This is a genomic window from Actinacidiphila yanglinensis (assembly GCF_900107965.1).
In the GTDB taxonomy this organism is placed as follows: Bacteria; Actinomycetota; Actinomycetes; order Streptomycetales; family Streptomycetaceae; genus Actinacidiphila; species Actinacidiphila yanglinensis.
In genome coordinates, this window is record NZ_FNVU01000003.1 from 242654 (window position 1) to 265744 (window position 23091).

18 protein-coding genes and 1 pseudogene are annotated in these 23091 nt (G+C 74.3%); 7 read left to right on the forward strand and 12 right to left on the reverse strand.

What is annotated here, in order from left to right:
- Positions 1 to 53 precede the first annotated feature (53 nt).
- Positions 54 to 1121: a cell division protein ZapE gene (gene zapE, locus C4U44_RS08045; RefSeq protein ID WP_103884961.1), complete on the forward strand. Its 1068-nt coding sequence runs from the start codon at positions 54 to 56 to the stop codon at positions 1119 to 1121.
- Between the two features lie 382 nt (positions 1122 to 1503).
- Entirely contained in the window at positions 1504 to 2349 is an 846-nt protein-coding gene (locus tag C4U44_RS08050; protein ID WP_235031909.1) for a PPK2 family polyphosphate kinase, read from the forward strand.
- 25 nt (positions 2350 to 2374) lie between these two features.
- Here C4U44_RS08050 and C4U44_RS41880 read toward each other — a convergent pair whose 3' ends face one another.
- The 4 genes from C4U44_RS41880 to C4U44_RS08065 all read right to left on the reverse strand — a co-directional run bounded on the left by C4U44_RS41880 (position 2375) and on the right by C4U44_RS08065 (position 5975).
- The gene (locus tag C4U44_RS41880) at positions 2375 to 2548 is read right to left on the reverse strand and encodes a hypothetical protein (RefSeq protein WP_200823173.1); all 174 of its coding nucleotides are present in this window, start codon (positions 2546 to 2548) and stop codon (positions 2375 to 2377) included.
- A complete protein-coding gene (gene treZ, locus C4U44_RS08055; protein ID WP_235031910.1) occupies positions 2545 to 4299 on the reverse strand; it encodes a malto-oligosyltrehalose trehalohydrolase in 1755 nt (584 codons plus the stop codon). Before treZ ends, C4U44_RS41880 begins: the two co-directional genes overlap by 4 nt.
- Positions 4300 to 4445: 146 nt before the next feature.
- A complete protein-coding gene (locus C4U44_RS08060; protein WP_103884963.1) occupies positions 4446 to 5357 on the reverse strand; it encodes a GNAT family N-acetyltransferase in 912 nt (303 codons plus the stop codon).
- 171 nt (positions 5358 to 5528) lie between these two features.
- Positions 5529 to 5975 carry an MmyB family transcriptional regulator gene (locus C4U44_RS08065; RefSeq protein ID WP_160145006.1) on the reverse strand — a complete coding sequence of 149 codons (447 nt, stop codon included), beginning with the start codon at positions 5973 to 5975 and terminating at the stop codon, positions 5529 to 5531.
- Between C4U44_RS08065 and C4U44_RS08070 the strand changes: the two are divergent.
- Positions 5950 to 6291: pseudogene (locus C4U44_RS08070) on the forward strand (SDR family oxidoreductase); the annotation flags it as partial. The gene C4U44_RS08065 and the pseudogene C4U44_RS08070 overlap by 26 nt on opposite strands.
- A gap of 9 nt (positions 6292 to 6300) precedes the next feature.
- A complete protein-coding gene (locus C4U44_RS08075; protein WP_235031911.1) occupies positions 6301 to 7263 on the forward strand; it encodes a LysR family transcriptional regulator in 963 nt (320 codons plus the stop codon).
- Between the two features lie 37 nt (positions 7264 to 7300).
- Here C4U44_RS08075 and C4U44_RS08080 read toward each other — a convergent pair whose 3' ends face one another.
- Complete coding sequence (locus C4U44_RS08080; protein ID WP_103884966.1) at positions 7301 to 8188, reverse strand: alpha/beta fold hydrolase; 888 nt, start codon at positions 8186 to 8188, stop codon at positions 7301 to 7303.
- A gap of 382 nt (positions 8189 to 8570) precedes the next feature.
- Here C4U44_RS08080 and C4U44_RS08085 point away from each other — a divergent pair, with 382 nt between their 5' ends.
- Entirely contained in the window at positions 8571 to 10580 is a 2010-nt protein-coding gene (locus C4U44_RS08085; RefSeq protein WP_103884967.1) for an AfsR/SARP family transcriptional regulator, read from the forward strand.
- A 22-nt stretch (positions 10581 to 10602) separates the two neighbouring features.
- Here the strand turns inward: C4U44_RS08085 and C4U44_RS08090 are convergent, their stop codons facing one another.
- The 6 genes from C4U44_RS08090 to glgX form a co-directional block, all read right to left on the reverse strand.
- Positions 10603 to 12534 carry an ABC transporter ATP-binding protein gene (locus C4U44_RS08090; protein WP_107503978.1) on the reverse strand — a complete coding sequence of 644 codons (1932 nt, stop codon included), beginning with the start codon at positions 12532 to 12534 and terminating at the stop codon, positions 10603 to 10605.
- 5 nt (positions 12535 to 12539) lie between these two features.
- Entirely contained in the window at positions 12540 to 13073 is a 534-nt protein-coding gene (locus C4U44_RS08095) for a TlpA family protein disulfide reductase (protein ID WP_103884968.1), read from the reverse strand.
- 80 nt (positions 13074 to 13153) lie between these two features.
- Positions 13154 to 13687, reverse strand: a complete 534-nt coding sequence (locus tag C4U44_RS08100; protein WP_103884969.1) for a MauE/DoxX family redox-associated membrane protein — start codon at positions 13685 to 13687, stop codon at positions 13154 to 13156.
- Between the two features lie 122 nt (positions 13688 to 13809).
- Complete coding sequence (locus C4U44_RS08105; protein WP_103884970.1) at positions 13810 to 14019, reverse strand: hypothetical protein; 210 nt, start codon at positions 14017 to 14019, stop codon at positions 13810 to 13812.
- 395 nt (positions 14020 to 14414) lie between these two features.
- Positions 14415 to 17102, reverse strand: a complete 2688-nt coding sequence (locus tag C4U44_RS08110; RefSeq protein WP_103884971.1) for an alpha-amylase family glycosyl hydrolase — start codon at positions 17100 to 17102, stop codon at positions 14415 to 14417.
- Positions 17103 to 17240: 138 nt separating this feature from the next.
- Positions 17241 to 19379, reverse strand: a complete 2139-nt coding sequence (gene glgX / locus C4U44_RS08115) for a glycogen debranching protein GlgX (protein WP_103884972.1) — start codon at positions 19377 to 19379, stop codon at positions 17241 to 17243.
- Between the two features lie 239 nt (positions 19380 to 19618).
- Here glgX and C4U44_RS08120 point away from each other — a divergent pair, with 239 nt between their 5' ends.
- A complete protein-coding gene (locus C4U44_RS08120) occupies positions 19619 to 20875 on the forward strand; it encodes an SAV2148 family HEPN domain-containing protein (protein ID WP_407642814.1) in 1257 nt (418 codons plus the stop codon).
- Positions 20876 to 21009: 134 nt separating this feature from the next.
- Complete coding sequence (locus C4U44_RS08125; protein ID WP_103884974.1) at positions 21010 to 21717, forward strand: 3'-5' exonuclease; 708 nt, start codon at positions 21010 to 21012, stop codon at positions 21715 to 21717.
- Positions 21718 to 21968: 251 nt separating this feature from the next.
- On the opposite strand, the gene C4U44_RS08130 is transcribed toward C4U44_RS08125, so the two are convergent.
- Positions 21969 to 22832, reverse strand: coding sequence for an aminoglycoside phosphotransferase family protein (locus tag C4U44_RS08130; RefSeq protein ID WP_103884975.1), 864 nt, complete (start codon positions 22830 to 22832; stop codon positions 21969 to 21971).
- Between the last annotated feature and the right edge of the window lie 259 nt (positions 22833 to 23091).

Below are 23091 nucleotides of genomic sequence, written 5' to 3' on the forward strand. Positions count from 1 at the left end.
CCGCCCCCACCGGATGCGGGGGCGGTCGGGCGGCCCAGGTACTGTGGGATGTCGTGTCAGGGGAAGTCACCGCAGGAACAGCCGCACCGGTCGTGCTCGCCGAGCGCGACCCGCACGTGGACGCCACCCGGCTGCTCGCCGAGTTGGTGCCTCCGCCGCGGTTCGGCGCGGTCCGGTTCGCGACGTACGTCCCGGACCAGGCGCAGCCCAGCCAGGCCCGGGCGGTGCGCGCGCTGGAGGAGTTCGCGGCGGGGATCGGCGGTCCGGCCCCCGGGAGCGCCCGGCGGAAGTGGTTCCGTGTCAGGGAGCCCGAGCGGCCGAGCATCCCCGGCGGGGTCTATCTGGACGGCGGGTACGGCGTCGGCAAGACCCACCTGCTCGCCTCCCTGTGGCACGCCGCCGAGGCCCCGCCCGAGCAGAAGGCGTTCGGCACCTTCGTGGAGCTGACCAACCTCGTGGGCGCGCTCGGCTTCCGCCCGGCCGTCGACGCGCTCAGCTCCCACCGCCTGGTCTGCATCGACGAGTTCGAGCTGGACGACCCGGGCGACACCGTGCTCGTCTCCACCCTCCTCACCCGCCTCGCGGCGGCCGGGGTGCGGCTCGCCGCCACCTCCAACACGCTGCCCGGGAAGCTGGGCGAGGGCCGCTTCGCCGCCGCCGACTTCATGCGGGAGATCCAGGGGCTGTCCGCCCGGTTCACCTCGCTGCGGATCGACGGGGACGATTATCGGCACCGGGGGCTGCCGCAGGCCCCCGACCCCTACACCGACGCGCAGGTCACCGCGGCCGCCGCGCGGACGCCCGGCGCGGCGCTCGACGACTTCGGGCCGCTGGCCGCGCACCTCGCCGCGGTCCATCCCAGCCGGTACGGCGCGCTCGTGGACGGTGTGGCGGCGGTGTTCCTCCGGGGGGTGCGGCCGGTCACCGATCAGGCCGCGGCGCTGCGGCTGGTGGTTCTCGCGGACCGGCTCTACGACCGCGAGGTGCCGGTGATGGCGTCCGGGGTGCGGTTCGATCAGCTGTTCTCCGCGGAGATGCTCTCCGGGGGGTATCGGAAGAAGTATTTCCGGGCGGTGTCCAGGCTGACGTCGCTCGCGCGGGATTCCTCGCGGTTCGCCTGACCCTCCGGGGTGCCCCGTTCTGTTGTTGCGGGACCTTGCGGTCCGGCTGTGGTTGCTCGCGCAGTTCCCCACGCCCCTGGTTTGTGCGGGTCCTCCACTTCGACCCTCCGGAGTGCCCCGTTCTGCCGGTTGAGGGACCACCTGTCGGTGGTGGGTCGCTCGCGCAGTTCCCCGCGCCCCTTGAGTTGCCGTTCGTTCGCATGGCCAGCGTGTCAGGGCACCGTCGCCTGCGGGAGACCCGACCTCCCAGCCGCCAGGCCGGGGGAGAACTGCGACGAGCCACAGTGCACGGGCACCGTGAGAACCGGCAGCACCTGCCCCGGGGCGCGGCGAACCCCGGGGGCGGATGGCGGAGGCGGGGGAATGCCCGCAGGATGGGGGGATGGTGGAACTGGGCGGATTGCTGCGGGTGGAGCCGGGTGGGGAGCCGGTGGACTTGTCGGCGTACGACCCGCGGGGGACTCCGGGGGGTCCCGGGGGCAAGAAGAAGGGCCTCGCGGAGATCGAGCGGCTGCGGCCGCGCCTGGCCGCACTGCAGGAGAAGCTGTTCGCCCAGAGTGCGGTCGGCGGCGACCCGCGCCGGCTGCTGCTGGTCCTGCAAGGCATGGACACCTCCGGCAAGGGCGGCACCGTCAAGCACGTGGTCGCGGGGCTCAACCCGGTCGGCCTGCGGGTGCGGGCGTTCAAGGCGCCCACGGAGGAGGAACTCCGGCACAACTTCCTGTGGCGCGTGCGCAAGGCGCTCCCGCAGCCGGGCGAGATCGGCGTCTTCGACCGCTCGCACTACGAGGACGTGCTGATCGCCCGGGTGCACGACCTGGTCCCCGAGGCGACCTGGAGCCGCCGCTACGCCGAGATCAACCGCTTCGAGCGCGGGCTGGCCGAGGACGGCGTGACCGTGCTGAAGGTCTTCCTGCACATCAGCCCCGAGGAGCAGCGCGCCCGGCTGCTGGCCCGGCTGGACCGGCCCGGCAAGCACTGGAAGTTCAGCCCCACCGACGTCGAGGACCGCGCGCGCTGGCCTGACTACCAGCAGGCGTACGAGGCGGTGCTGGAGCGCTGCTCGACGCAGGAGGCGCCCTGGTACGTGGTCCCGGCGGACCGCAAGTGGTACCGGAACTGGGCGATCAGCCGGCTCCTGCTGGAGCACCTGGAGCGGATCGGCCCGGAGTATCCGGAGCCCGGCTTCGACCCGGAGAAGTACCGCCGGCTGCTGCTCGCCCTGTGAGCCGGCCGCCGGGTGGCGGCGCGGGTCAGCCCGAGCAGGCGGTGCGCTGCGCCTCCTGCCACTCGCACACCGGGCAGAGGGTCGCGCCTTTGGTGCTGTTGGGGTGCTCGGTGGGTTCGCCGCACAGCACGCAGTCGGCGCGCGGTTCCGCGGCGGGAGCGGCGGCTGGGGTCCCGGTGTCCGGGGGCGGCTGGTTCACGGCTTCACCGTAACCCCGTCGGAACCCGGCTCGGAGGCGCGCAGGACGGCCGCGCCCCGGGGCGGGAGCCGGACGGTGGGACCGGGCACGACGCGGCACTCGGGGCGGGCCATCAGCACGTGGTAGGGGCGGCGCAGCGGGACCCGGGCGGGGGCGTCGGAGAAGTTGACCAGGATGCAGAACGGCCCGCGCGAGATCCGCAGGGTGCGGCCGCCCGCCGTGGCGGTGATGGTGTCCAACTGCGGTGACGTGAGGGCGGGTTCGGAGCGGCGCAGGGCGATCAGGTCGCGGTACCACTCCAGCAGTTCGCGGTGCGCGGGCTTGTCCGCCTCCGCCCAGTCCAGGCAGGACCGGTCCCGGGTGGCCGGGTCCTGCGGGTCGGGCACGTCCTCCTCGGCCCAGCCGTGCGCCCCGAACTCCCGCCGCCGCCCGCGGGTGATGGCCGCGGCCAGCTCCGGGTCGTCGTGGTCGGTGAAGAACTGCCAGGGTGTGGTCGCCCCCCACTCCTCGCCCATGAAGAGCATCGGGGTGAACGGCGAGGTCAGCACCAGCGCGGCGGCGGCGCCGAGTTGCTGACCGGTGAGCCTGTCACCGGTCGCCCGGTTGCCGATCTGGTCGTGGGTCTGGGCGTAGCCGAGCAGCCGGTGCGCCGGCACCGTCGCCACGTCCAGCGGGCGGCCGTGGTGGCGGCCGCGGAAGGACGACCAGGCGCCGTCGTGGAAGAAGCCGTGGGTGAGCACCTTGGCGAGCGCGTTGGGACCTGCGGCGGCGAAGTCGGCGTAGTAGCCCTGGTTCTCCCCGGTGACGGCGGTGTGCACGGCGTGGTGGAAGTCGTCGTTCCACTGGGCGTGCAGGCCCAGGCCGCCCGCGTCGCGCGGCGCGGTGGTGCGCGGGTCGTTCAGGTCGGACTCGGCGATGAGGAACAGCGGCCGGCCGAGCGCCGCCGACAGCCCGTCCACGGCGGTGGACAGCTCCTCCAGGAAGTGCAGCGCGCGGGTGTCGACCAGGGCGTGCACCGCGTCCAGGCGCAGGCCGTCGAGGCGGTAGTCCCGCAGCCAGGCCAGCGCGCTGCCGATCAGGAAGTCGCGCACCTCGTCGGAGCCGGGCGCGTCGAGGTTGACCGCGTCTCCCCAGGGGGTGTGGTGCCGGTCGGTGAAGTACGGCCCGAACGGCGGCAGATGGTTGCCGGAGGGGCCCAGGTGGTTGTGCACCACGTCCAGGACCACGCCCAGGCCGTGCCGGTGCGCCGTGTCGACAAAGCGCTTCATCGCCTCGGGCCCGCCGTAGGGCTCGTGCACCGCCCACAGGGACACGCCCTCATAGCCCCACCCGTTGGTGCCGGGGAAGGGGCAGACCGGCATCAGTTGCACATGGGTGATGCCGAGCCGGGCCAGGTGCGGCAGCCGCTCCACCGCCGCGTCGAAGGTGCCCTGCGGGGTGAACGTGCCGACGTGCAGCTCGTAGAGCACCGCGCCCGGCAGGCCGCGGCCCGGCCACGGCGACTTCCAGCAGAAGGCGTCCTGGTCGACCACCGCGCTCGGCCCGTCCGGGCCGTCCGGCTGCCGCCGCGAGCGCGGGTCGGGCAGCGGCTGCCCGCCGTCGAGCCGGTAGGTGTACCGGGTGCCGTGCTCCGCGGTCAGGTCGGCCAGCCACCAGCCGGCCCGCGCGGGGTCGGGCCCCATGCCGTACGCCTGCCCGTCGATCAGTGCCTCCACCTTGCCGGCGTTCGGCGCCCACACCTCGAACAGCACGCAACGGCTCCTGTCCGGCCCGGTCGTCCCGGCCCCTCGTCGTTCCCGGCTCCGTCGGGTGGTACCCCGTGGCGCCCGTCCCGTACCGGGACCGCGATGGTCCCCGGGCACATGCATGCCCGGGGACGGGCCGCTCTAGTGCAGCACTAGACGAAGTCCACCCGCTCCTGGGTGATCGGGTACCCGGCCCGTGCGAAGGCGCGGGCCATCGGGAAGTTCGGCTGGTCGGTCGCGGCGGCGATCCGGTCGGCGCCCCGCTCCACCAGGTCGTGCGTGCACTCGACCAGCAGGTCGTACGCGTAGCCGCGGCCGCGCTGCTCGGGCACGACCGCGATGAAGCCGATGCACGCCATGGCCGGGTTGCGGGCCGGGATGTGCACGCCGACCACCTCGCCCTGCGGGGTGTACGCCACGCGCCGCCAGTCGTTGGGCGAGGGCATCCAGTCGAGCACGGCGAGGGTCTCGTCGAGCGCGGTGTCCAGCCCGTGCGCGTCCAGGTTCATCCGGTCGTGCGCGTCCAGCGTGCCCGTCATGATCCGGGCCATGACCGCGCGGAAGGCGCCGTCGTCGGGCTCCGGCCGGTACACCAGCCGTCCGGTGCGCTCGGGCAGCGGGTCCTCGCCCGCGGTCCAGGTGTAGCGGTAGCGCTCCACGAGCTTGCGCATCCCGGCGGCCTCGGCGGCGGCCGCCCGCGCCTCGTACGCGGCGCGCGGCGCGGGGTGCTCGCGCCAGCCGGACGGCAGGACGATGCCGTACTCGGCGAACAGCGGCGCGGCCCGCAGGAGTTCGACCGCGGCGGCCTCCTCGCCGTCCGCGAAGTCGAACCAGTCCAGGGCGACCGGCTCGGCGTCGCCGGGCTTGGCCCACCATGCGGCGCGGGCCACCACGACGCCGTCGCGCAGGGCGACCCACGACCACTCGGGGCGGTACTCGCCGCCCGCGTCGAGGGTGGCGAAGTCCTGCCCGAGCAGGGCACGGCCGACCTCCGCCGAGGCGGGCAGGGAGGTGAACAGGGGGGACTCGCCCGCGGTCAGCGAGCGGAGAACCAGATCAGACATGTGAGTCCTTCGGGAGTTCGCGGTGCGCTCCCGTACGGAGTCACGAACGTCCAGCGGACGGGCGGGAGCGCGGCAGAATGAATGTCGACATCGCTCTCGCCTCCTCTTCCGGGTCCTGGCTGGACGTGGTCGTGACCGTAGTCCAGCCCCGCGAGAGGTGTCCAGCGCTTTTCACGGCGCCTCCTCACCGGCGCGTACTCCCGCGGCGGAGTCCCCGGAGCCGGCCCGGTCCACCGATCCGCCGGCGTTCCAGCTCGCCAGCAGCGCCAGACGTTCCGCGGTCGGCGAGCCGGCCGGCGCGGTGTACGCCACCAGCAACTGGTCCGGCTCGCCCGGCAGCGCCAGCGTCTCGTACCCGAAGTCCAGGTCGCCGGCGAGAGGATGGCGCAGCCGCTTCACGCCGTATGTCTTCTCCTTGACCTGGTGGTCCGCCCACAGCCGCCGGAAGTCCTCGCTGTGCACGGACAGCTCGCCGACCAGCGCGGCCAGCCGCTCGTCGTCCGGGCGGCGCCCGGCGTACAGCCGCAGGTACGCGACGGTCTCGGCGGCGACGGCCGGCCAGTCCCGGTAGAAGGTGCGGGCGTCGGGGGTCGCCGACCTGGTGGACGTCTCCTCGATCGGCGCCCACCTGACCTTCCCCGGGTACGCCGTCTACAGCGCCACCAAGGCCGCGCTCACCCACCTGTCGGCCTCGCTGCGCGCCGAGTTCGGCCCGCGCGGCGTGCGGGTGACCAACATCGAACCCGGCCTGACCGGCACCGAACTGGGCGGGCACGTCGACAACCCGGGGCTCGCCGCCGAGCTGGACGGCATGTTCGAGGCGATGGAGGCGATGACCCCGCAGGACATCGCGGACCTGATCGGCTATGCCACCAGCCGCCCGGCCCGGGTTAACCTGCGGCAGGTGATCATCCTGCCGACCCGGCAGGTGTGAACGGGCGACGTGAGCGGGGGTGCGGCGATGGACCTGGACCTGGCCCAGGTGCGGGCCTTCACGGTGACGGCCGAACGGCTGCACTTCGGGCAGGCGGCCGCCGAACTGTTCCTCACCCAGCAGGCGTTGTCCAAGCGGGTGGCCCGGCTGGAGGACGCCCTGGGCCGCAAGCTCTTCGAGCGGACCGGCCACGGCGTGGAACTGACCGCGGCCGGGCGGCGCTTCCTCGAACCGGCCCGGGAACTGGTCCGGGCCGGCGAGGCCGCGGTCGCCGCCGCCCGGCTCGACGAGCGCCCGCTGCGGATCGGCGTCTGGGGCCACCTCTTCGCCCCGATGCGCACCCTCCGCACGCTGGTGGACCGCGAACCCGGCCTCGCCATCGAGCTGGGCCCGCGGCCCGGCTTCACCGAGGCGATGGCCGGACTGCGGTCCGGCGAGATCGACTTCGGCCTGGGCCGCACCCACGCGCTGGACGAGCCCTGGCCGCCCGCCGTCACCCGGCGGCTGGTCCGGCTGGAGCCGGTCAAGGCCGTGATGAGCCGGGAGAACCCGCTGGCCGGGGTGGACGTGCTCAGCCCCGCGGACCTGCGGGCCGGGCGGATGTGGTTCCCCGCACCCGCCGGGCGCGTCGGGTTTCTGGCCGCCTTCGCCGCGCACTTCGCGGTGCCGGCCGACTTCGCCGGGATCAACCTCGGCCTCGACCCCTTCTTCGGGTACCTCCACGACCACCCCGAGCACTTCTCGCTGATCTGCGCCGACGTCGAGGTGCCGCCGGCCGCCGACCTGCACGAAGCGGCCCTCGCCGGCCCGGTGCCCCTCTACGCCTGGCACGCGGTGTGGCGTACCCACGAACGGCACGCGGTGCTCCCGCAGTTGCTCGCGGCCTTCGCCGCGGCCGCCCGCGACGAGGGCTGGCTCGACCACGACCCGCAGCGGCACTGGCTCCCCGAGGAGGACATGCCCTCGGCGTAGCGGAGGGGGACGGCCCGGGCGTGCGGCGGCGCCGCGGTCAGCGGGCCAGCAGTGCGCGCAGGGCCGCGGCCACCTCCGCGGGGGCCTCCTCCGCCATGAAGTGGCCCCAGCCGACGGTGGTGTGCACCAGGTCGGACGCCCACCCGCTCCACAGTTCGCGCGCGTCGTAGCCGAGGGCCGCGCCCCAGTCCTGCTGGAGCACGGTGACCGGCATCCGCAGCCGGTTCCCGGCTTCCCGGTCGGCCCGGTCGTGGTCGACGTCGATCCCGGCGGACGCGCGGTAGTCGGCGACGATCGACGGGACGGCCGCGCGGCACGCCTCCAGGTACGCCGTACGCACCTCCGCCGGCAGCGCGCCGGGGTCGCCGGACCACGCGTCCAGGAAGTGCCCGAAGAACGCGTCCGGCGCCGCACCGATCATCTGCTCGGGCAGGCCGGGCGGCTGCGCCATCAGGTACAGGTGGAAGCCGATCGCGGCCGAGGTGCCGTGCATCGCCGCCCACATGTCGAGGGTGGGCAGCACGTCCAGACAGGCCAGGTGCGTCACCGCGTCCGGGTGGTCGAGCCCGGCGCGGAACGCGACCAGCGCGCCGCGGTCGTGGCCCGCCAGCGCGAAGCGGTCGTGCCCGAGCGCCCGGGCCAGGGCGACGGTGTCGGCCGCCATCGTGCGCTTGCTGTAGGCGGTGCCGTCCGGGTCGGCGGGTTTGTCGCTCGCGCCGTACCCGCGCAGGTCCGGGCAGATCACGGTGTGGTCCGCGGCGAGGTCGGCGGCCACGTGCCGCCACATCAGGTGGGTCTGCGGGAAGCCGTGCAGCAGCACGAGGGGGCGGCCCGAGCCGCCGATCGCCACGTTGAGGCTGACGCCTTCCGCCACGGGGACGCGGCGCTGCTCGAAGTTCGGGATCGCGAGGGGTGTCGGTGCCATGGGTTTTTGAGCCGTTCTGGGCTGGTTTTTTCCGGTGGGAGGTCCAGCTTCTCCCGCCCCGATCAGCAACGAATCAGTGTGCCCCGGTCCGCCCGGGGTGCCCAGTCCTGTCGGTTCCCGGACCATCCGGCGGTGGGTGGCTTGTCGCGCAGTTCCCCGCGCCCCTCGGAGGCTCGCCGTCGTGGCCGCGCCTCGATTCCGACCGCTACGCGGTGGGTGGCTTGTCGCGCAGTTCCCCGCGGCCCTGGAGAACACGCCGCTCGCCCGCGTTCGACGGGGGACCCGCACGCACAGGGGCGCGGCGAACTGCGCGGGCAACCACTTGCCGGGTGGAGGCCGAGTCCGGGCCGGGCTGGTACGGGGGGAGCCGTAGCGTGGGGGGATGGAGGACGTGGTGTTCGGGGTGCTCGGCGCGGTCGTGGGGGAGCGCGGCGGGAGGCCGCTCGCACTGAAGGGCCCGCGGCACAAAGCGGTGCTGGCCCGGCTGGTGGTGGCCCGACGGCGGGTCGTACCGGTGGCGCGGCTCGTCGAGGACCTGTGGGAGGAACCGCCGCGGGGAGCGGTGGGCGCGGTGCAGACGTTCGTCGCCGCGCTGCGCCGGGTGCTGGAGCCGGAACGACCGCCGAGGACCCCGGCCCGGCTGCTGGTGACGGAGGGACCCGGGTACGCGCTGCGGGCGGAGCCGGACGCGGTGGACGCCTGGCGGTTCGAAGCCGCGGTACGCGCCGCCGCCACGCTGCCACCCGCACAGGCGCTGGACCGGCTCCAGGAAGCCCTCGGAATGTGGCGCGGCCCCGCGTTCGCCGAGTTCGCGGATGAGCACTGGGCGCGGGCCGAACGCGCCCGGCTCGCCGAACTCCGCCTCCAGGCCGAGGAGCGCCGGGCCGAGGCGCGGCTGGCGCTGGGGCTGGCCGCGGAGGCGGTGCCGGACCTGGACGCCCACCTCGCCGACCATCCCTGGCGCGAGGACGCCTGGCGGCTGCTGGCCCTCGCGCTGTACCGCGGTGGCCGCCAGGGCGACGCGCTGGCGGTCCTGCGCCGCGCGAGGGCCATGCTCGTCGACCGGCTGGGGGTGGACCCGGGCCCGCGGCTGCGCCGCCTGGAGGCGGAGATCCTCGCCCAGGACCCGCGCCTCGACCCCGACCCGGCCCCCGAACCCCCCAGCTCCGCCGACCGGTTGTGGCGGGAGACCGCCGCGGCCTACGACCGTACGGTCGGCGGGGGCGCCAGGGCCCGGCTGGAGTCGACCGTCGGCCTGATCCGCAACCTCGCGGTGACCGGGGGCGGCGGGCTGGAGGCGGCCCGGCGGCACCGGCTCGCGGCGATCTCCGCGGCGGAGGAACTCGTCGACCCGGAGCTGACCACCCGGGTGATCGGCGGCTACGACGTGCCCGCGATCTGGACCCGGGGCGACGACCCCGCGTCGGACGCGCGGATCGTCGAGGCGGCCGAACGCACCCTGGCGGCGCTGCCCTCGCGGGGTACGGGCCGGGCGCCGGAGCCGTACGACGCGGCGCGCTGCCGCCTGCTCGCCACGATCGCGGTCGAGATGCGCGGCACCCGCTCCCCGCGCGGCCCGGAGGCGGCCCGGGCGGCCGAGGAGGCCGCGCGGCGGCTGGACGATCCGGGGCTGCTCGCGTACGCGCTCAACGGGGTGTTCATGCAGTCCTGCACCCGGGCCGGCCTGGCCCCGCGCCGGGACGAGGTCGGCGCCGAACTCGTCACGCTCGCCGCCCGGCACGGCCTCGCGACCTTCGAGGTGCTCGGGCACCTGATCCGGATGCAGGCGCGGGCCGCGCGCGCCGACTTCGCCGCCGCCGACGCGCATGCCGCCGCGGCGGACCGCCTGGCCGTACGCCACGAACTGCCGCTGGTCGGCGTCTTCACCGAGTGGTACGCGGCGCTGCGGCTGGCCGCCAGTGGGCCGCCGGGTCCGGCCGAGGCCGCGTACCGGGCAGCCGACGCCCGGCTGGAGGGCGCGGGCATGCCCGGCGTACGGCGCGGCCTGCTGCCGCTCGCGCTGCTGTGCCGCCGGCTCGCGGACGGCGCCGCGCCCGTCGAGGACGCCGCCGGGCGGATCGAGCCCGGCGCGGACTGGGGCCCGTACCGCCCCTGGGCCGAGCCGTTCCTCCTGCTGCGCGACGGCCGGCGCGCCGACGCTCGCGACGCGCTGGGCGCCGTGCCCGAGCCGCCCGCCGACCTCACCTACGAGGCCCTGTGCTGCCTGCACGCGTGCCTCGCCGCGCACTTCGCCGACCGCCCGGCCCTGCGGGCCGCCCGCGCCCGCCTGGTGCCGGCCGCCGCCGAACTCGCGGGCGCGGGCACCGGCATGTTGACGGCCGGCCCGGTGGCTCGCCATCTCGCCCTGATCGGCGCGGCGTTGGGCGAGTAGCCGGGTGCCGGGCGCGGCCCGTTCAGGACGCGGAGCCCACCGGGTCGTCGGAGAGCTGGTAGCCCTCGGCCTGGAGGCGGAAGAGCGCGGCATAGCGGCCGTCGCGGGCCATCAGGGCCGCGTGGTCGCCCTCCTCGACGATCCTGCCGCCTTCCAGGACGACGATGCGGTCGGCGTCGCGCACGGTGCTGAGCCGGTGCGAGATCAGCAGGCCGGCGCGCCCGCGACGGTGGTCGCGCAGCCCGCGGTGGATCTCGCGTTCGGCCACTGGGTCGAGGCCGGAGGAGGGTTCGTCCAGGATCAGCAGGTCCGCGTCGTCGCGGAGCAAGGCGCGGGCCAGGGCGACCCGTTGCCACTGCCCGCCGGACAGCAGCACGCCGGTCCCGCTGCCCGGCGCCCCCTTCGGTGCCCCATCCGGCCCGCCGCCGCGCCGGCCCACCCTGCCGCCCGTGGCGCGCGCGCCGGGGTTCCGCACGTGCATGCGGCTGAGATAGGTGGCGTATCCGTCCGGCAGCGCGGCGAGCCCGCCGTCGATCCCGGCGCGGGCGGCGGCGTCGCGCAGCCGGGGCAGATCGTGCAGGGCGGAGAGGTCGCCGACGGCGATGTTGTCGGCGGCGGACATGTCGTACGTCATGAAGTCCTGGAAGACCGCACCGATCCGGCGGCGTACGGAGGGCAGGTCGAGGCGGGCGAGGTCGGTGCCGTTCCAGGTGACGCTGCCCCGGGTCGGCCGGTAGAGCCCGAGCAGCAGCTTGACCAGGGTCGACTTGCCGGCGCCGTTGAGGCCGACGAGGGCGACGGACTCCCCCGGGCGGATCGTCAGGTCCACGCCGCGCAGCACCCAGTCGTGGTCGGGGTGGTAGCGGAACCACACCCCGCGCAGGGCGGCGCCCTCGACCAGCGGGCCCGCCTCCCCGGCCGGCCCGTCGTCCGCCGTCGGCCCGGGACCGGGCGGGGCGGCAGGCGGGCGGACCAGGTCGGTGTAGTGGCGGAAGAGCATCAGTGCCTGGCTCATCCCGCCGAGCAGGCTCACCAGGGAGGCGATGCTGAGCTGGACGCCGGCCAGCGCGCCGGTGACCACGGCCAGTTCGCCGACGCTGCCGTGGCCGGAGTCGATCCGGTGCACCGCCAGGAACAGGGCGGCGGCCGACACCCCCGCGGACAGCAGGCCGAGCGACCCGTCGACGCGCAGCACCGTGCGATCCACGGCGCGGTTGCCCTCCTGCGCGCCGCACAGGTCCCGCAGCATCCGGTCCCGGAAGAACCCGCCCAGGCCGTACAGCCGGATCTCCTTCGCCGCGCGGAGGTCGGTCATCAGCGTCACGTAGAAGACCTGGCGCCGCAGCAGGGGCGTGGTCAGCTCGGCCATCTCGCCGCGCCGGCGCCCCAGCCGGATCTGGGCGAACAGGGCGGGCAGCGCGGCGGCCGGCACGAGCAGGGCGATCCGCGGCGAGAACGCGCAGAGCGCCGTGACGAAGGTGCCGACGGTCAGCGCGCTCTGCACGACGGTGAGCACGGCGCCGACGATCAGCTGCGGGCTGCTCTGGCTGGCCTGCTGGGCGAGCCGGAGCCGGTCCTGGTGGCCGGGGTCCTCCAGTTCGGCCAGGCCCTGCCGTGCGCCGATACCGGTGAACAGCGCGGACTGCGTGTGCAGGGTGATCCGGCGGTCGGCCTCACGGTCGCTGTAGCGGGACAGCTCCTGCGCGACGGCCAGCACCCCGCCGACGGTGGCCAGCACGCCGACCGCGAGCCACAGGGGCGGGCCGGCGTGCCGTCCGAGCCGGTCCAGGACGGACTTGGTGGCCCAGGCGGTGGCGATCGGCGCGACCCCGGACAGCAGCGTGGTGGCGACCCGGACCAGCGCGGAGACCGGGGCCGCCCGCACGTACAGCGCGCAGGCCCGGAGCAGCAACGACCAGAAGCCGGAGGGCTGTTCGGTGGTGCGGCGGCGCATCCGGGTCAGCCGATCGGGAGCGGCAGCGGCAGCGCGCCCAGCGCGGGCCCGCTCGCGACGACCCGTCCGTCGGCGCCGACCAGGAAGTACGCCGGGGTCAGGTCGCTGCGGAACCGCCTGGCCAGCTCCGCGGCGTCCTCGCCCACCAGCAGGCGGCCGGTCGAGGAGAGCAGCGGGCGCAGGCCCTCCCGGTCGGCACCGGTGTCGACGAGGGCCGACAGGAGGTGCACGCCCGACGCCGCCAACGCCCCTGCGCGCGTGGCCAGTTCGGGTGCATGCCGCGCGCACTCCGGGCACGTGGTGGCGAAGAAGGCGACCAGCGTGGGGTGCCCGCGCAGCGACTCCCCGGTCACCGGCTCGCCCCGCGCGTCGCGCAGGTCCACCTCCGGTACCGCGGCGCCGGGTGCGAGGCCGTGCGAAGGGACGCTTCCGCCGGGAGCGGCAGCGGTGCGCAGCCGGCGGATCACCGCGCCGCTGACCGCGAGGTTGAGCACGCACAGGACGCCGACGACGATGACGGCGGCCGTCAGGACCACCATGGTGGGGCCTCCTTGGAGAAGGGGTTGGGTGCCGGGTGCGGGCGTGCGGGTTCGTGCGCTGGGCGCGGGCGGGACCGGGGTCAGCCGGGCGTCGCGAGCAGGTCCGCCAGGTCGTCCCAGAACGCGGCGATCCAGGCGGGCGCGGTCGCGGCCAGGACGCCGACCAGCAGCGCGGGCACGCCGATCGGCCGGGCTCCCGAGTCGCCGAGCGAGCCGGCCAGCCCGGTGCCCGCGGTCGCCATGAGCAGGGCATTGCGCGCCAACTGGGCGCGGCCGACGGGCGCGTGGCCGGCCCCGAAGCAGTTGCAGGAGACGGTGCTGCCGCGCCGCAGCGCCCCGGCCAGGGCCGCGCTGAACGCCAGTAGTAGGACGAACGCGGCGGCCAGCGCGAGGTCGGAGCCGGCGGGCGCGAGCAGGCCCGCCACGAGCAGGGCCTCCGCGGCGGGCACCGCGGCCGGCAGGGCCCGGTCGCCACGGTGCCCGGCCGTCCACCGGCCGAGCGGACCGCTCAGTTCCGCAAATGACTTGCGAAAACTTGCGTAGCCGCCGGCCGGAAACACCTTGGTCGCGGCGGAGAAAGCGAACACCATCGCGAGGACGAGCCGGGATTCCACTTGCGCCCAATGGGATATCGGAATCACGTATTCCACCCCGGGTTTTCTGCGAGATACTGGCGGGTGGTGCGTGGGGGCGAATTCCGGTCGCCCCCACGCACCCCCACGAGATGACCGGCGGGTCAGACGCCGCAGTCGGCGGCGTACACGACGCCGCTGATGTGGAGCTGGCAACGCACCGCTCCGCTGCACGAGTTGATGCTCTCGTACATGACCTCGTCGCCGACCTCCCAGATCGGCTTGTAGGGGCCCCAACCGCAGGCCGCCGCCTCCCTCTTGGGTGCTACGGCACGCAGAATGCGGTCGCCGACCCGCTCGAACGTCGTACGCATGGCTTCTCCTTCGGTCGTTCCCACGAATTTCAGGGGTGCCGGACGGCCGGTACGCGAATCCACCGGACCCGGCCGCACAAGAATGAAAGCACAGCCCGGAAATATTCAAGCCGCGGAACGAAAAAACTCGGAGCCGCACCCCGGGGAAACCGACGAAGCGTCACATAGTCGCCCATAGCGGGGAGTTGGATCGCGCAAGCACGTTGACTCGACTGAGCCGAAGATGTGAGGATCGCGAATGAAGGAAGGTAAATATCTTGCGCAGGGATGGTGATTGTTGACATCGACAGCCGTGGTGAGGGTTCGACCCGGGGATGCCAGCAAGCAGGCATGCGTGCGGCGGAGGGGGCCGCACGCGCGACCGGGGAGGAGTTACGGGCGGGCGGGGCGGCCGTTCACCCGCGGGTCTCCTCCGGTCCGGGTTCGCGGGTGAGCAGCGCCACCGGGGAGGAGGCGAGGAGGCCGGCGAGGGGGACCGCACCCTCGTGGGTGCCGCCGCCCAGCCGGTCGTGCCAGCGGCCCGGCGGCAGCGGCAGGACGGTCTCCCGCCAGCCGCCCGACTCCGCCAGCCGCAGCGACAGCCGGGTCACCACGGTCAGGGCGCCGCCGCCCCGGACGAAGGCCACGCAGTGCGCGGCGGCGGGGCCGTCGGCGGTCAGCGGGGCGTAGTCGGACCGCGGGCCGTACCACTCGGGGTGGTCGCGGCGCAGCCGCAGCGCGGTCGCGGTCAGCCGCAGCTTCTCCTCGTCGGGGTGCCGCGCCCCCGCCCCGCCCAGCACCCGCTCCAGGGTGCGGTCGACGTCGCCCCGGACGGTGCCCGGCTCGGGAGCGCTGAGCGGGCCCCGGTTGTCGGGATCGACGAGGGTGCGCACGGGGAACTCGGTGCCCTGGAACACGTCGGGCACGCCCGGCACGGTCAGGTGCAGCAGGGCCGCGCCCAGCGAGTTCGCGACGGCGTACGGCTCCAACTCCGCCGCGAAGGCGCGCACATCGTCCTGCCGCGCCCCGCAGGGACCCTCGCGGGTGAAGTCGGTGACCGCCTGCTCGTACGCCGCGTCCTGCTCGGTCCAGGTGGTGTGCAGCCCCGCCTCGCGCACGGACTTCAGGGCGGCGGGCAGCAACCGGTCCGGGTCGCAGGAGCCGAGGCCGATCGCGGTCTGGTGGACGGTGTACTCGGTGTGCCGGTCGGGCGCGGCGGCGCGGTCCTCCCCGGCGCGGACCGAGACGCCCGCCAGCCAATCCCGCCAGGCGGCCGGCCGCTCGGACAGCACCGCCAGCCGCAGCCGCAGATCCGCGCTGCGCTTGGTGTCGTGGGTGGACAGCACCGTGCCGGTGCCCGGCCGGGTGCGCTGTAGGAGCGCGCAGGAGGCGTGGAACTCGCCGGGGGAGACGGCGGGCTCCCCGGGATCGCGGCCCACCTCGCACAGCGAGAGCAGCGGCCCGTACCGGTAGAACGCCGCGTCCTCCACGGACTTGGCGTGCAGCGCGGAGGCGACCTGCGGGAAGCGGACGAGGAAGTCGTCGGCGTCCGGGCCCGGCGCGCAGCCGGCGGCGCCGGTCCGGCCGAGCGCCAGGTCGCGGAGCATCGCGAGGACGGGCGCCAGGGGCCGGCCGCGGTCGGCGGCGGCCTCCTCCGCGGCGCGGGTGAGCATGGTGACGTCGCGCTCCGCGGCCGGGGCGCCGGGGCGTACGTACGAGCGGTAGACGGGGACGCGCACCAGCAGTTCGCGCAGCGCCTCGTCCAGGATCTCCGGTGCGTACGGCGCGGTGTAAGGGCCGGTGTCCGTGTCGTCGGCCCTTACGTAAGGGCCGCCTTCCGGGAGTTCGGGGCTTACCTTCGCGGCGGCGCCCCCCGCCTGCCCCGCCTGCCCCGCCGCCCCCGCCTGCCCCGTCCGCTGCGCCCGATGCGCGCTGCGCGCCAGCCGGGAGACCTCCGCGGCCAGCTCCCGGGTGACGACGTTGTACGCGGCCCGCCGCACCGTCGGCCGCCAGCGGCCGCCCAGGTCGTCCGGTACTCCGGTGAACTCCCGGTAGAAGTCGGCCACTTCGGCGGCACCGACCGGGTCGGTGAACAGCCCGTCGATCCGGTCGAGGGCGTCGTAGCCGGTGGTTCCCGCGCACGCCCACCCCGCCGGCAGTTCCTCCCCGCGCTGGAGGATCTTCTCCACCACGGTCCAGCGGCCCCCGCTCGCCGCCGCCAGCTGCCGCAGGTAGCCCTCCGGGTCGGCGAGCCCGTCCGGGTGGTCGATGCGCAGCCCGTCGGCGACCCCGTCCCGCAGCAGCCGCAGCACCGTCGCGTGGGTCGCCTCGAACACCTCCGGCCGCTCCACCCGGACCGCGATCAGGTCGGAGATGGTGAAGAACCGCCGGTAGTTCAGATCGGTGCGGGCCGTGCGCCAGTACGCCAGCTCGTAGTGCTGCGCGGCGACCAGCTCCGGCAGCGGAAGGTCCTCGGTGCCCGGCCGCAGCGGGAAGCGGTGCTCGTAGTAGGCCAGTACCTTGCCGCCGCCGCCGGCCGCCCCGCCCTGCGCACCCCGCTCGCCCGGTCCACTCCGCTCGACCTGGTCCGCCACCGCGTGCCCCCGCGCCCTCTCGGCCCGCTTGTCGGTGACCACCGCCAGCTCGCCGAGCACGTCCGGCAGGGGCTCGCCCAGGACCGGCAGCAGCACCCGCCCGCCGCGCGCCGCCCAGTCGATGTCGAACCAGTCGGCGTACCGCGAGTCCGGGCCGTCCCGCAGCACCTCCCACAGCGGCCCGTTCAGGTGCTCCGGCGCCGGCACCGCCATGTGGTTGGGCACCACGTCCAGCACGAGCCCCATGCCGTGCGCCCGGGCCCGCGCGGACAGCTCGCGCAGGCCCTGCTCGCCGCCCAGCTCCGCCCGCACCCGGGTGTGGTCCACCACGTCGTAGCCGTGCGTCGAGCCGGGCACCGCCTCAAGGACCGGCGACAGGTGCAGATGGGTGACGCCCAGCGCGGCCAGGTACGGCACCCAGGCCGCCGCGTCGGCGAAGGTGAAGCGGGGCTGCACCTGGATGCGGTAGGTCGAGGCGGGCACCACCGAGGGGACCGAGGAAGCCGTCATGACGTCTTCCCTACCCCGAAACCGCGGCGGCCCCGCCGCTTCGCCGCGCCCGCGCTCCGGACGGCGGGCACCGGCCCGGCCGCCGGGCCGCGGCCGGGGAGCGTCACGGCCGCGCCCGCCGCGATTCACCCGTGCGGGTCAGTCCGGTGGCCGCTGCAGGACCACGATGCTGCGATCGGCCAGCAGCAGGGTGTCGCCGGCCCTGACCCGCTCCCCGGTGCCCGGCTGCACCCCGTCGGGCCGCTCGGTGTCGACCACGAGCTGCCACTCCTTGCCGTGGTTGACCGGTACCACGAACTCCAGGGCCCGCGGGGCGGCGTTGAACAGCAGCAGGAACGAGTCGTCGGTGATCGGCTCCCCGCGCGGGCCCGGCTCGGAGATCGCGTTGCCGTTGAGGAAGACCACCAGCGACCGGGCGTGCGCGGCCTGCCAGTCCCGCTGGGTCATCTCCCGCCCGTCGGGGGTGAACCAGGCGATGTCGGAGAGCTCGTCGTGGGTGCCCTGCACCGGGCGGCCGTGGAAGAACCGGCGGCGTCGGAAGACCGGGTGGTCGCGGCGCAGCCACACCATCGTCTTGACGAACTCGTGCAGCTTCAGCGCCTCGTCGTCGTCCTCGCCGGTGCCGGTCTTGTCCGGCCACTCCAGCCAGGACAGCGGGTTGTCCTGGCAGTAGACGTTGTTGTTGCCGCGCTGGGTGCGGCCGAACTCGTCCCCGTGGCTGAGCATCGGGACGCCCTGGGAGAGCATCAGGGTGGCCACGAAGTTCCGCATCTGGCGCAGCCGCAGGGCCTGCACCACCCGGTCCTCGGTCGGTCCCTCCTCCCCGCAGTTCCACGACCGGTTGAAGCTCTCGCCGTCCCGGTTGCCCTCGCCGTTGGCGTCGTTGCGCTTGTCGTTGTAGGAGACCAGGTCGCGCAGCGTGAAGCCGTCGTGGCAGGTGACGAAGTTGATCGAGGCGAGCGGGCGGCGGCCGTCGTCCTGGTAGAGGTCGGAGGAGCCGGTGAGCCGGGAGCCGAACTCCGCCAGGGTGGCGCTCTCGCCGCGCCACAGGTCGCGCACCGTGTCCCGGAACTTCCCGTTCCACTCCGTCCACAGCGGCGGGAAGTTGCCCACCTGGTAGCCGCCCTCGCCGACGTCCCACGGCTCGGCGATCAGCTTCACCTGGGAGACCACCGGGTCCTGCTGCACCAGGTCGAAGAACGACGACAGCCGGTCCACCTCGTGGAACTGCCGGGCCAGTGTGGCCGCCAGGTCGAAGCGGAAGCCGTCGACGTGCATCTCCGTCACCCAGTAGCGCAGCGAGTCCATGATGAGCTGGAGGACGTGCGGGCTGCGCATCAGCAGGCTGTTGCCGGTGCCGGTGGTGTCCGTGTAGTAGCGCTTGTCGCCGCCGAGCCGGTAGTACGACGCGTTGTCCAGGCCGCGCAGCGACAGCGTGGGGCCCAGGTGGCTGCCCTCGGCGGTGTGGTTGTAGACCACGTCGAGGATCACCTCGATGCCCGCCCGGTGCAGCGCGCGCACCGCCGTCTTGAACTCCAGCACCTGCTGGCCGCGGTCGCCCAGCGAGGAGTAGCCGTTGTGCGGGGCGAAGAAGCCGATGGTGTTGTAGCCCCAGTAGTTGGCCAGTCCGGCGTCGGCGAGGCGGTGGTCCTGGATGAACTGGTGCACCGGCATCAGTTCCAGGGTGGTCACCCCGAGTTCCACCAGGTGGCTGATCACCGACGGGTGCGCCAGCGCCGCGTAGGTGCCGCGGATCTCCTCCGGCAGCCCCGGGTGCGTCATCGTCAGGCCCTTGACGTGCGCCTCGTAGATGACCGTCTTGTGGTAGTCGGTGCGCGGCGGGCGGTCGTCGGCCCAGTCGAAGTACGGGTTGACCACCACGGAGGACATCGTGTGCGGGGCGGAGTCCAGGTCGTTGCGCGAGTCGGGCTCACCGAACCGGTAGCCGTAGACCGCCTCGTCCCAGTCGATGCCGCCGCTGACCGCCTTGGCGTAGGGGTCGAGCAGCAGCTTCGCGGAGTTGCAGCGGTGCCCGCGCGCCGGGTCGTACGGCCCGTGCACCCGGAAGCCGTACCGCTGGCCGGGCATCACCCCGGGCAGGTAGGCGTGCCGGACGAAGGCGTCCGCCTCGCGCAGTTCCACCGCGGTCTCGGAACCGTCGTCGTGCAGGAGGCACAGCTCGATCCGGGTGGCCACCTCGGAGAACACGGCGAAGTTGGTGCCCGCCCCGTCGAAGGTGGCACCGAGCGGGTACGACTGACCCGGCCAGACTTGCATGTGAGGACTCTTCCGCTGCGGGGACCGACCGCGTGGCGGGGGCCACGCGCCGGGCAGTACCTTGCGAGAGCATCCTCCCATCCCGCTCCCTCCCGAGGGTGACACTGCGGCAACGGCCAGCGACGGCACGGCAGATGGGGTTGTCTGCTAGTAGTCAAGTAGGGTCGTTCCGGCTGCGACACCCCCCGCACCGCAGTACCCTTCCTTGATCGTGGACGGGGGTGGGAGGCGGTGAGGTGGTGACGTCCGGAGGTCTGATGCTCCCGGGTGGCGGTGAGCAGGGAGACCGGCACGTCACGGGGGACGTCACGGACGACGAGTCCGCCACGCTGCCCGGCGTGGTCTCCGTCGCCGCGCCGATGGAGATCGGAGCGGAACTGGACTGGGGCGCCGACGCGTGGGCCGAGGTGCGCACCCGCGCCCGCCGGGCCGGGCGCGCCTACGTGTGGCTCAATCTCGTCGAGCAGCGGCTGCGCGCCGTCGTCAACGCCGTGCTGCGGCCGATCTACGAGCCCGTGCACGGCGAGGAGTGGGTGGTCGCCGCCGCCGGGCCGGCCGGCCACGAATGGGTGCAGCGGGCGGTCGCGGTGCGCGAGGTCAGCCGCCGCAAGGGCTTCCTGCTCGATCCGGCCGACGACAACGTGCTGAGCTTCCTGACCCTGCCGCAGCTGCGCGAGCTGGTGGTGCAGCACTGGCCCTGCTTCGAGCCGTACTTCGACGACCGGCGCGAGCTCGAACTCGCGTTGGACGAGCTGGAAGTGGCCCGGCATGTGGTCTCCCGCAACCGCGCGCTGTCCCGCACCGTGCTGGACCAGGTCGAGCGGGCCTCCGCGCGGCTGCTGGAACTGCTCGGCTCGGGGCCCTCGCACGCGGCCGGGCAGCGGCTGCCGGTGGACGCGGTGGAGGAACTGGTCGCCGACCGCTACTCCGACGTGATCGGCGTCTACCCCGACCGGGTGCGGCTGCAGCGCCAGTTGCCCGTCGAGGATCTGTTCACCGGCGCCAGGCGGCTGGACGCGGTCGGCATCGGCCTGAACCTGCTGGTGCAGAACTACTCGGGGCGGCGGCTGGTCCGGCTCGCGGAGTCCGGCTGCCGGGTGCGGCTGCTCTTCCTCAACCCGGCGAGCAGCGCGGTGCGCCGGCGCGAACGGGAACTCGGCCTCGGGCGCGGCGAGCTGGCCCGCTCGGTGGAGATGAACATCCTGCACATGCGGCGGGTACGCGCCCGGGTGCGTGACCAGGGCGCCTTCGAGATCAAGGTGTTCGACGAGACCCCGCGGTTCACCGCCTACCTCGTCGACGGCGACAGCACCGGCGGGCTCGCGGTGGTGCAGACCTACCTGCGCCGGGCCCGCGGCATGGAGGTGCCCGTGATGGTGCTGCGCGGCGGCAACCGGCGGGTGGTGCAGGACGAGAAGCCGGCCGAGGGCGGCCTCTTCGACGTCTACCGCGAGGAGTTCGAGGGCATCTGGGCCGACTCCCGGCCGGTCTCCTGACCCGCGGCCGGACATACCGGGTGCGTCCCGGGTGCGTCCCGGGCGCCGTATCCGCCCGGCCCGGCGCGGGGACTGTCAGTGGGTCAGGCGATGATGGCTGGGCACACGGGGGAGAACGGCTGGAAGGACACGCCATGGCATGGCACGAGGATCTGCTGGTCGGCTTCGACCTGGAGACCACGGGGACCGATCCGCGGCAGGCCCGCATCGTGACCGCGGCGGTCACCGAGGTCAAGGCGGGGGAGCCGGTGCGGCACCGCGGATGGCTCGCCGATCCGGGCGTGCCGATCCCGGCGGAGACCACCGCCATACACGGCGTGAGCACCGAGCGGGCCACCGCGGAGGGGCGGCCCGCGCCGGAGGTCGTGGCCGAGGTCGCCGACGCGCTGCGCGGCTACTGGGCGGCCCGGGTTCCGGTCGTCGTCTACAACGCGCCCTTCGATCTCACCCTTCTGGACGAGGAGTTGGCGCGGTACGCGCTGCCCCGGCTGGCTGCTGCCGACGGGGCTGCCGGGCCGGTGATCGACCCGCTGGTCATCGACCGGGCACTGGACCGCTACCGGCGCGGCAAGCGCACGCTGGAGGCTGCCTGCGGGGTCTACGGAGTGGTGCTCGACGGTGCGCACGAAGCGGGTGCGGATGCGCTTGCCGCGGTGCGGGTGGCCCGCGCGCTCGCCCTGCGGTTCCCCGAGGCCGGGGAGGCCGATCTGTGGGAGCTCCAGATCCGCCAGCGCGACTGGTACGCGGCCTGGGCCGAGGATTTCCAGTCCTGGCTGCGCCGCAAGGACGCTGACGCTGTGGTCGACCCGAGCTGGCCCATGGGAGCGCCTTCCCGCGTGTGACGGTCTGGCCGTGGGTGGTTGCGCTTGTCCGCCCGGCGGCGGCCCGGTGTGTGGCTGGTCGCGCAGTTCCCCGCGCCCCTGATGTGGTTGCTCGCCGTCGTCGGCTGACGGTTCCTCAGGGCTCAGTTGGGCGGGAGACGTTCACCATCAGGGGCGCGGGGAACTGCGCGAACAGCCCCAGTGGACCGCAAGGTCCTGTGACGGCAGGACGGGGCAGCCCGGGGGGGTCGGGGCGCCCAAGGAGAGTTCGGTCAGAACGAGTACCAGCGGACCGAGGGGTCCTCCGCGCGGAGCGAAGCCACGCGGCGCCGGAACTCCGTGCGTGCAGCGGAGTTCGCCGGGGCGTGCTGGGCCACCCACGCGCACCCGGCGGTCTCCCGGGCGCCGCGCAGCGTCTCGTAGCCGTCCCACGTGGTGACGTCCCACCCGTACTCCGCGGTGAACGCGTCGTACTCCGCGACGGGCACCCCGTAGCGGTCCCGGCTGAGTGCCTGAACCACCAGATCGTGCTCGCGCAGGTCGGAGGAGAAGGTCTCCAGGTCGACCAGGACCGGGCCGTCCGGGCCGATATGGACGTTGCGCGGCAGCGCGTCCCCGTGGATCGGACCCCGCGGCAGATGCGGGACCAGCTCGGCCGCGGCCTGCGCGAAACCGTCCCGCCGGCGCCGCAGGTACGCCGCGTCGGCCGGGTCCACCGCGTCGCCGGCCGCCCGCAGCCACCGCTCCACGCCGTCCAGCAGATCCCGCGGCGGGAGCCCGAAGTCGGGCTCGGGCAGGGCGTGGACGAGCCGCAGCAGCGGTGCCACGTCCGGCGTCTCCGCGGGCCGCAGCGACTCCGGCAGCCGCTGCCAGTACGTGATCGGGTGCCCTTCGACCAGCCGCACCTCGGACTCCGCCGACCGCACCGCCGGTACGTCGTGCTTGGCCAGCCAGTCCGCGGTGCGCACCTCGCGCCTGGCCCGGTCCAGCAGATCGGCGCCGCGCCCCACCTTGATCACCAACCGGCCGGCGGCGAAGACCGCGTTCTCCCCGAAGGACAGCAGATCGGCCTCCCGGTGCCCGGCGGCGTCCAGCACCGCACGCGCCCGCTCCTGCGTGAACACCGCGTCCGCCATGCCCAGCCTCTCGCTTCTCCGCCTGCCCGGCCCACCCGCGCCCGTACGCATATGCCAGAGGTATCGGCCATCAGTTCGGGCAGGGCAAGTGTCGCACCCCGGCCCGGTGGATTTTCCGTGGATTTCCTGGAAGTCCGCCGAAACCTGTCGCGGATACGTACCCGCCGTACCGATGAGTTACGACCCCGGCACTGGTCGTATCACGTGAGGACCCTTTCGGGTGACCGGAACGGGACAGGAAGCCGGTGGGCCGGGACAG

Bases quoted from the DNA above. Each gene is read 5' to 3' on its own strand.
- C4U44_RS08050 (WP_235031909.1), top strand. From the start codon at position 1,504: ATGGTGGAACTGGGCGGATTGCTGCGGGTGGAGCCGGGTGGGGAGCCG.
- C4U44_RS08060 (WP_103884963.1), bottom strand. From the start codon at position 5,357: ATGTCTGATCTGGTTCTCCGCTCGCTGACCGCGGGCGAGTCCCCCCTG.
- C4U44_RS08080 (WP_103884966.1), bottom strand. From the start codon at position 8,188: ATGGCACCGACACCCCTCGCGATCCCGAACTTCGAGCAGCGCCGCGTC.
- C4U44_RS08085 (WP_103884967.1), top strand. From the start codon at position 8,571: ATGGAGGACGTGGTGTTCGGGGTGCTCGGCGCGGTCGTGGGGGAGCGC.
- C4U44_RS08090 (WP_107503978.1), bottom strand. From the start codon at position 12,534: ATGCGCCGCCGCACCACCGAACAGCCCTCCGGCTTCTGGTCGTTGCTG.
- C4U44_RS08095 (WP_103884968.1), bottom strand. From the start codon at position 13,073: ATGGTGGTCCTGACGGCCGCCGTCATCGTCGTCGGCGTCCTGTGCGTG.
- C4U44_RS08105 (WP_103884970.1), bottom strand. From the start codon at position 14,019: ATGCGTACGACGTTCGAGCGGGTCGGCGACCGCATTCTGCGTGCCGTA.
- C4U44_RS08110 (WP_103884971.1), bottom strand. From the start codon at position 17,102: ATGACGGCTTCCTCGGTCCCCTCGGTGGTGCCCGCCTCGACCTACCGC.
- glgX (WP_103884972.1), bottom strand. From the start codon at position 19,379: ATGCAAGTCTGGCCGGGTCAGTCGTACCCGCTCGGTGCCACCTTCGAC.
- C4U44_RS08125 (WP_103884974.1), top strand. From the start codon at position 21,010: ATGGCATGGCACGAGGATCTGCTGGTCGGCTTCGACCTGGAGACCACG.
- C4U44_RS08130 (WP_103884975.1), bottom strand. From the start codon at position 22,832: ATGGCGGACGCGGTGTTCACGCAGGAGCGGGCGCGTGCGGTGCTGGAC.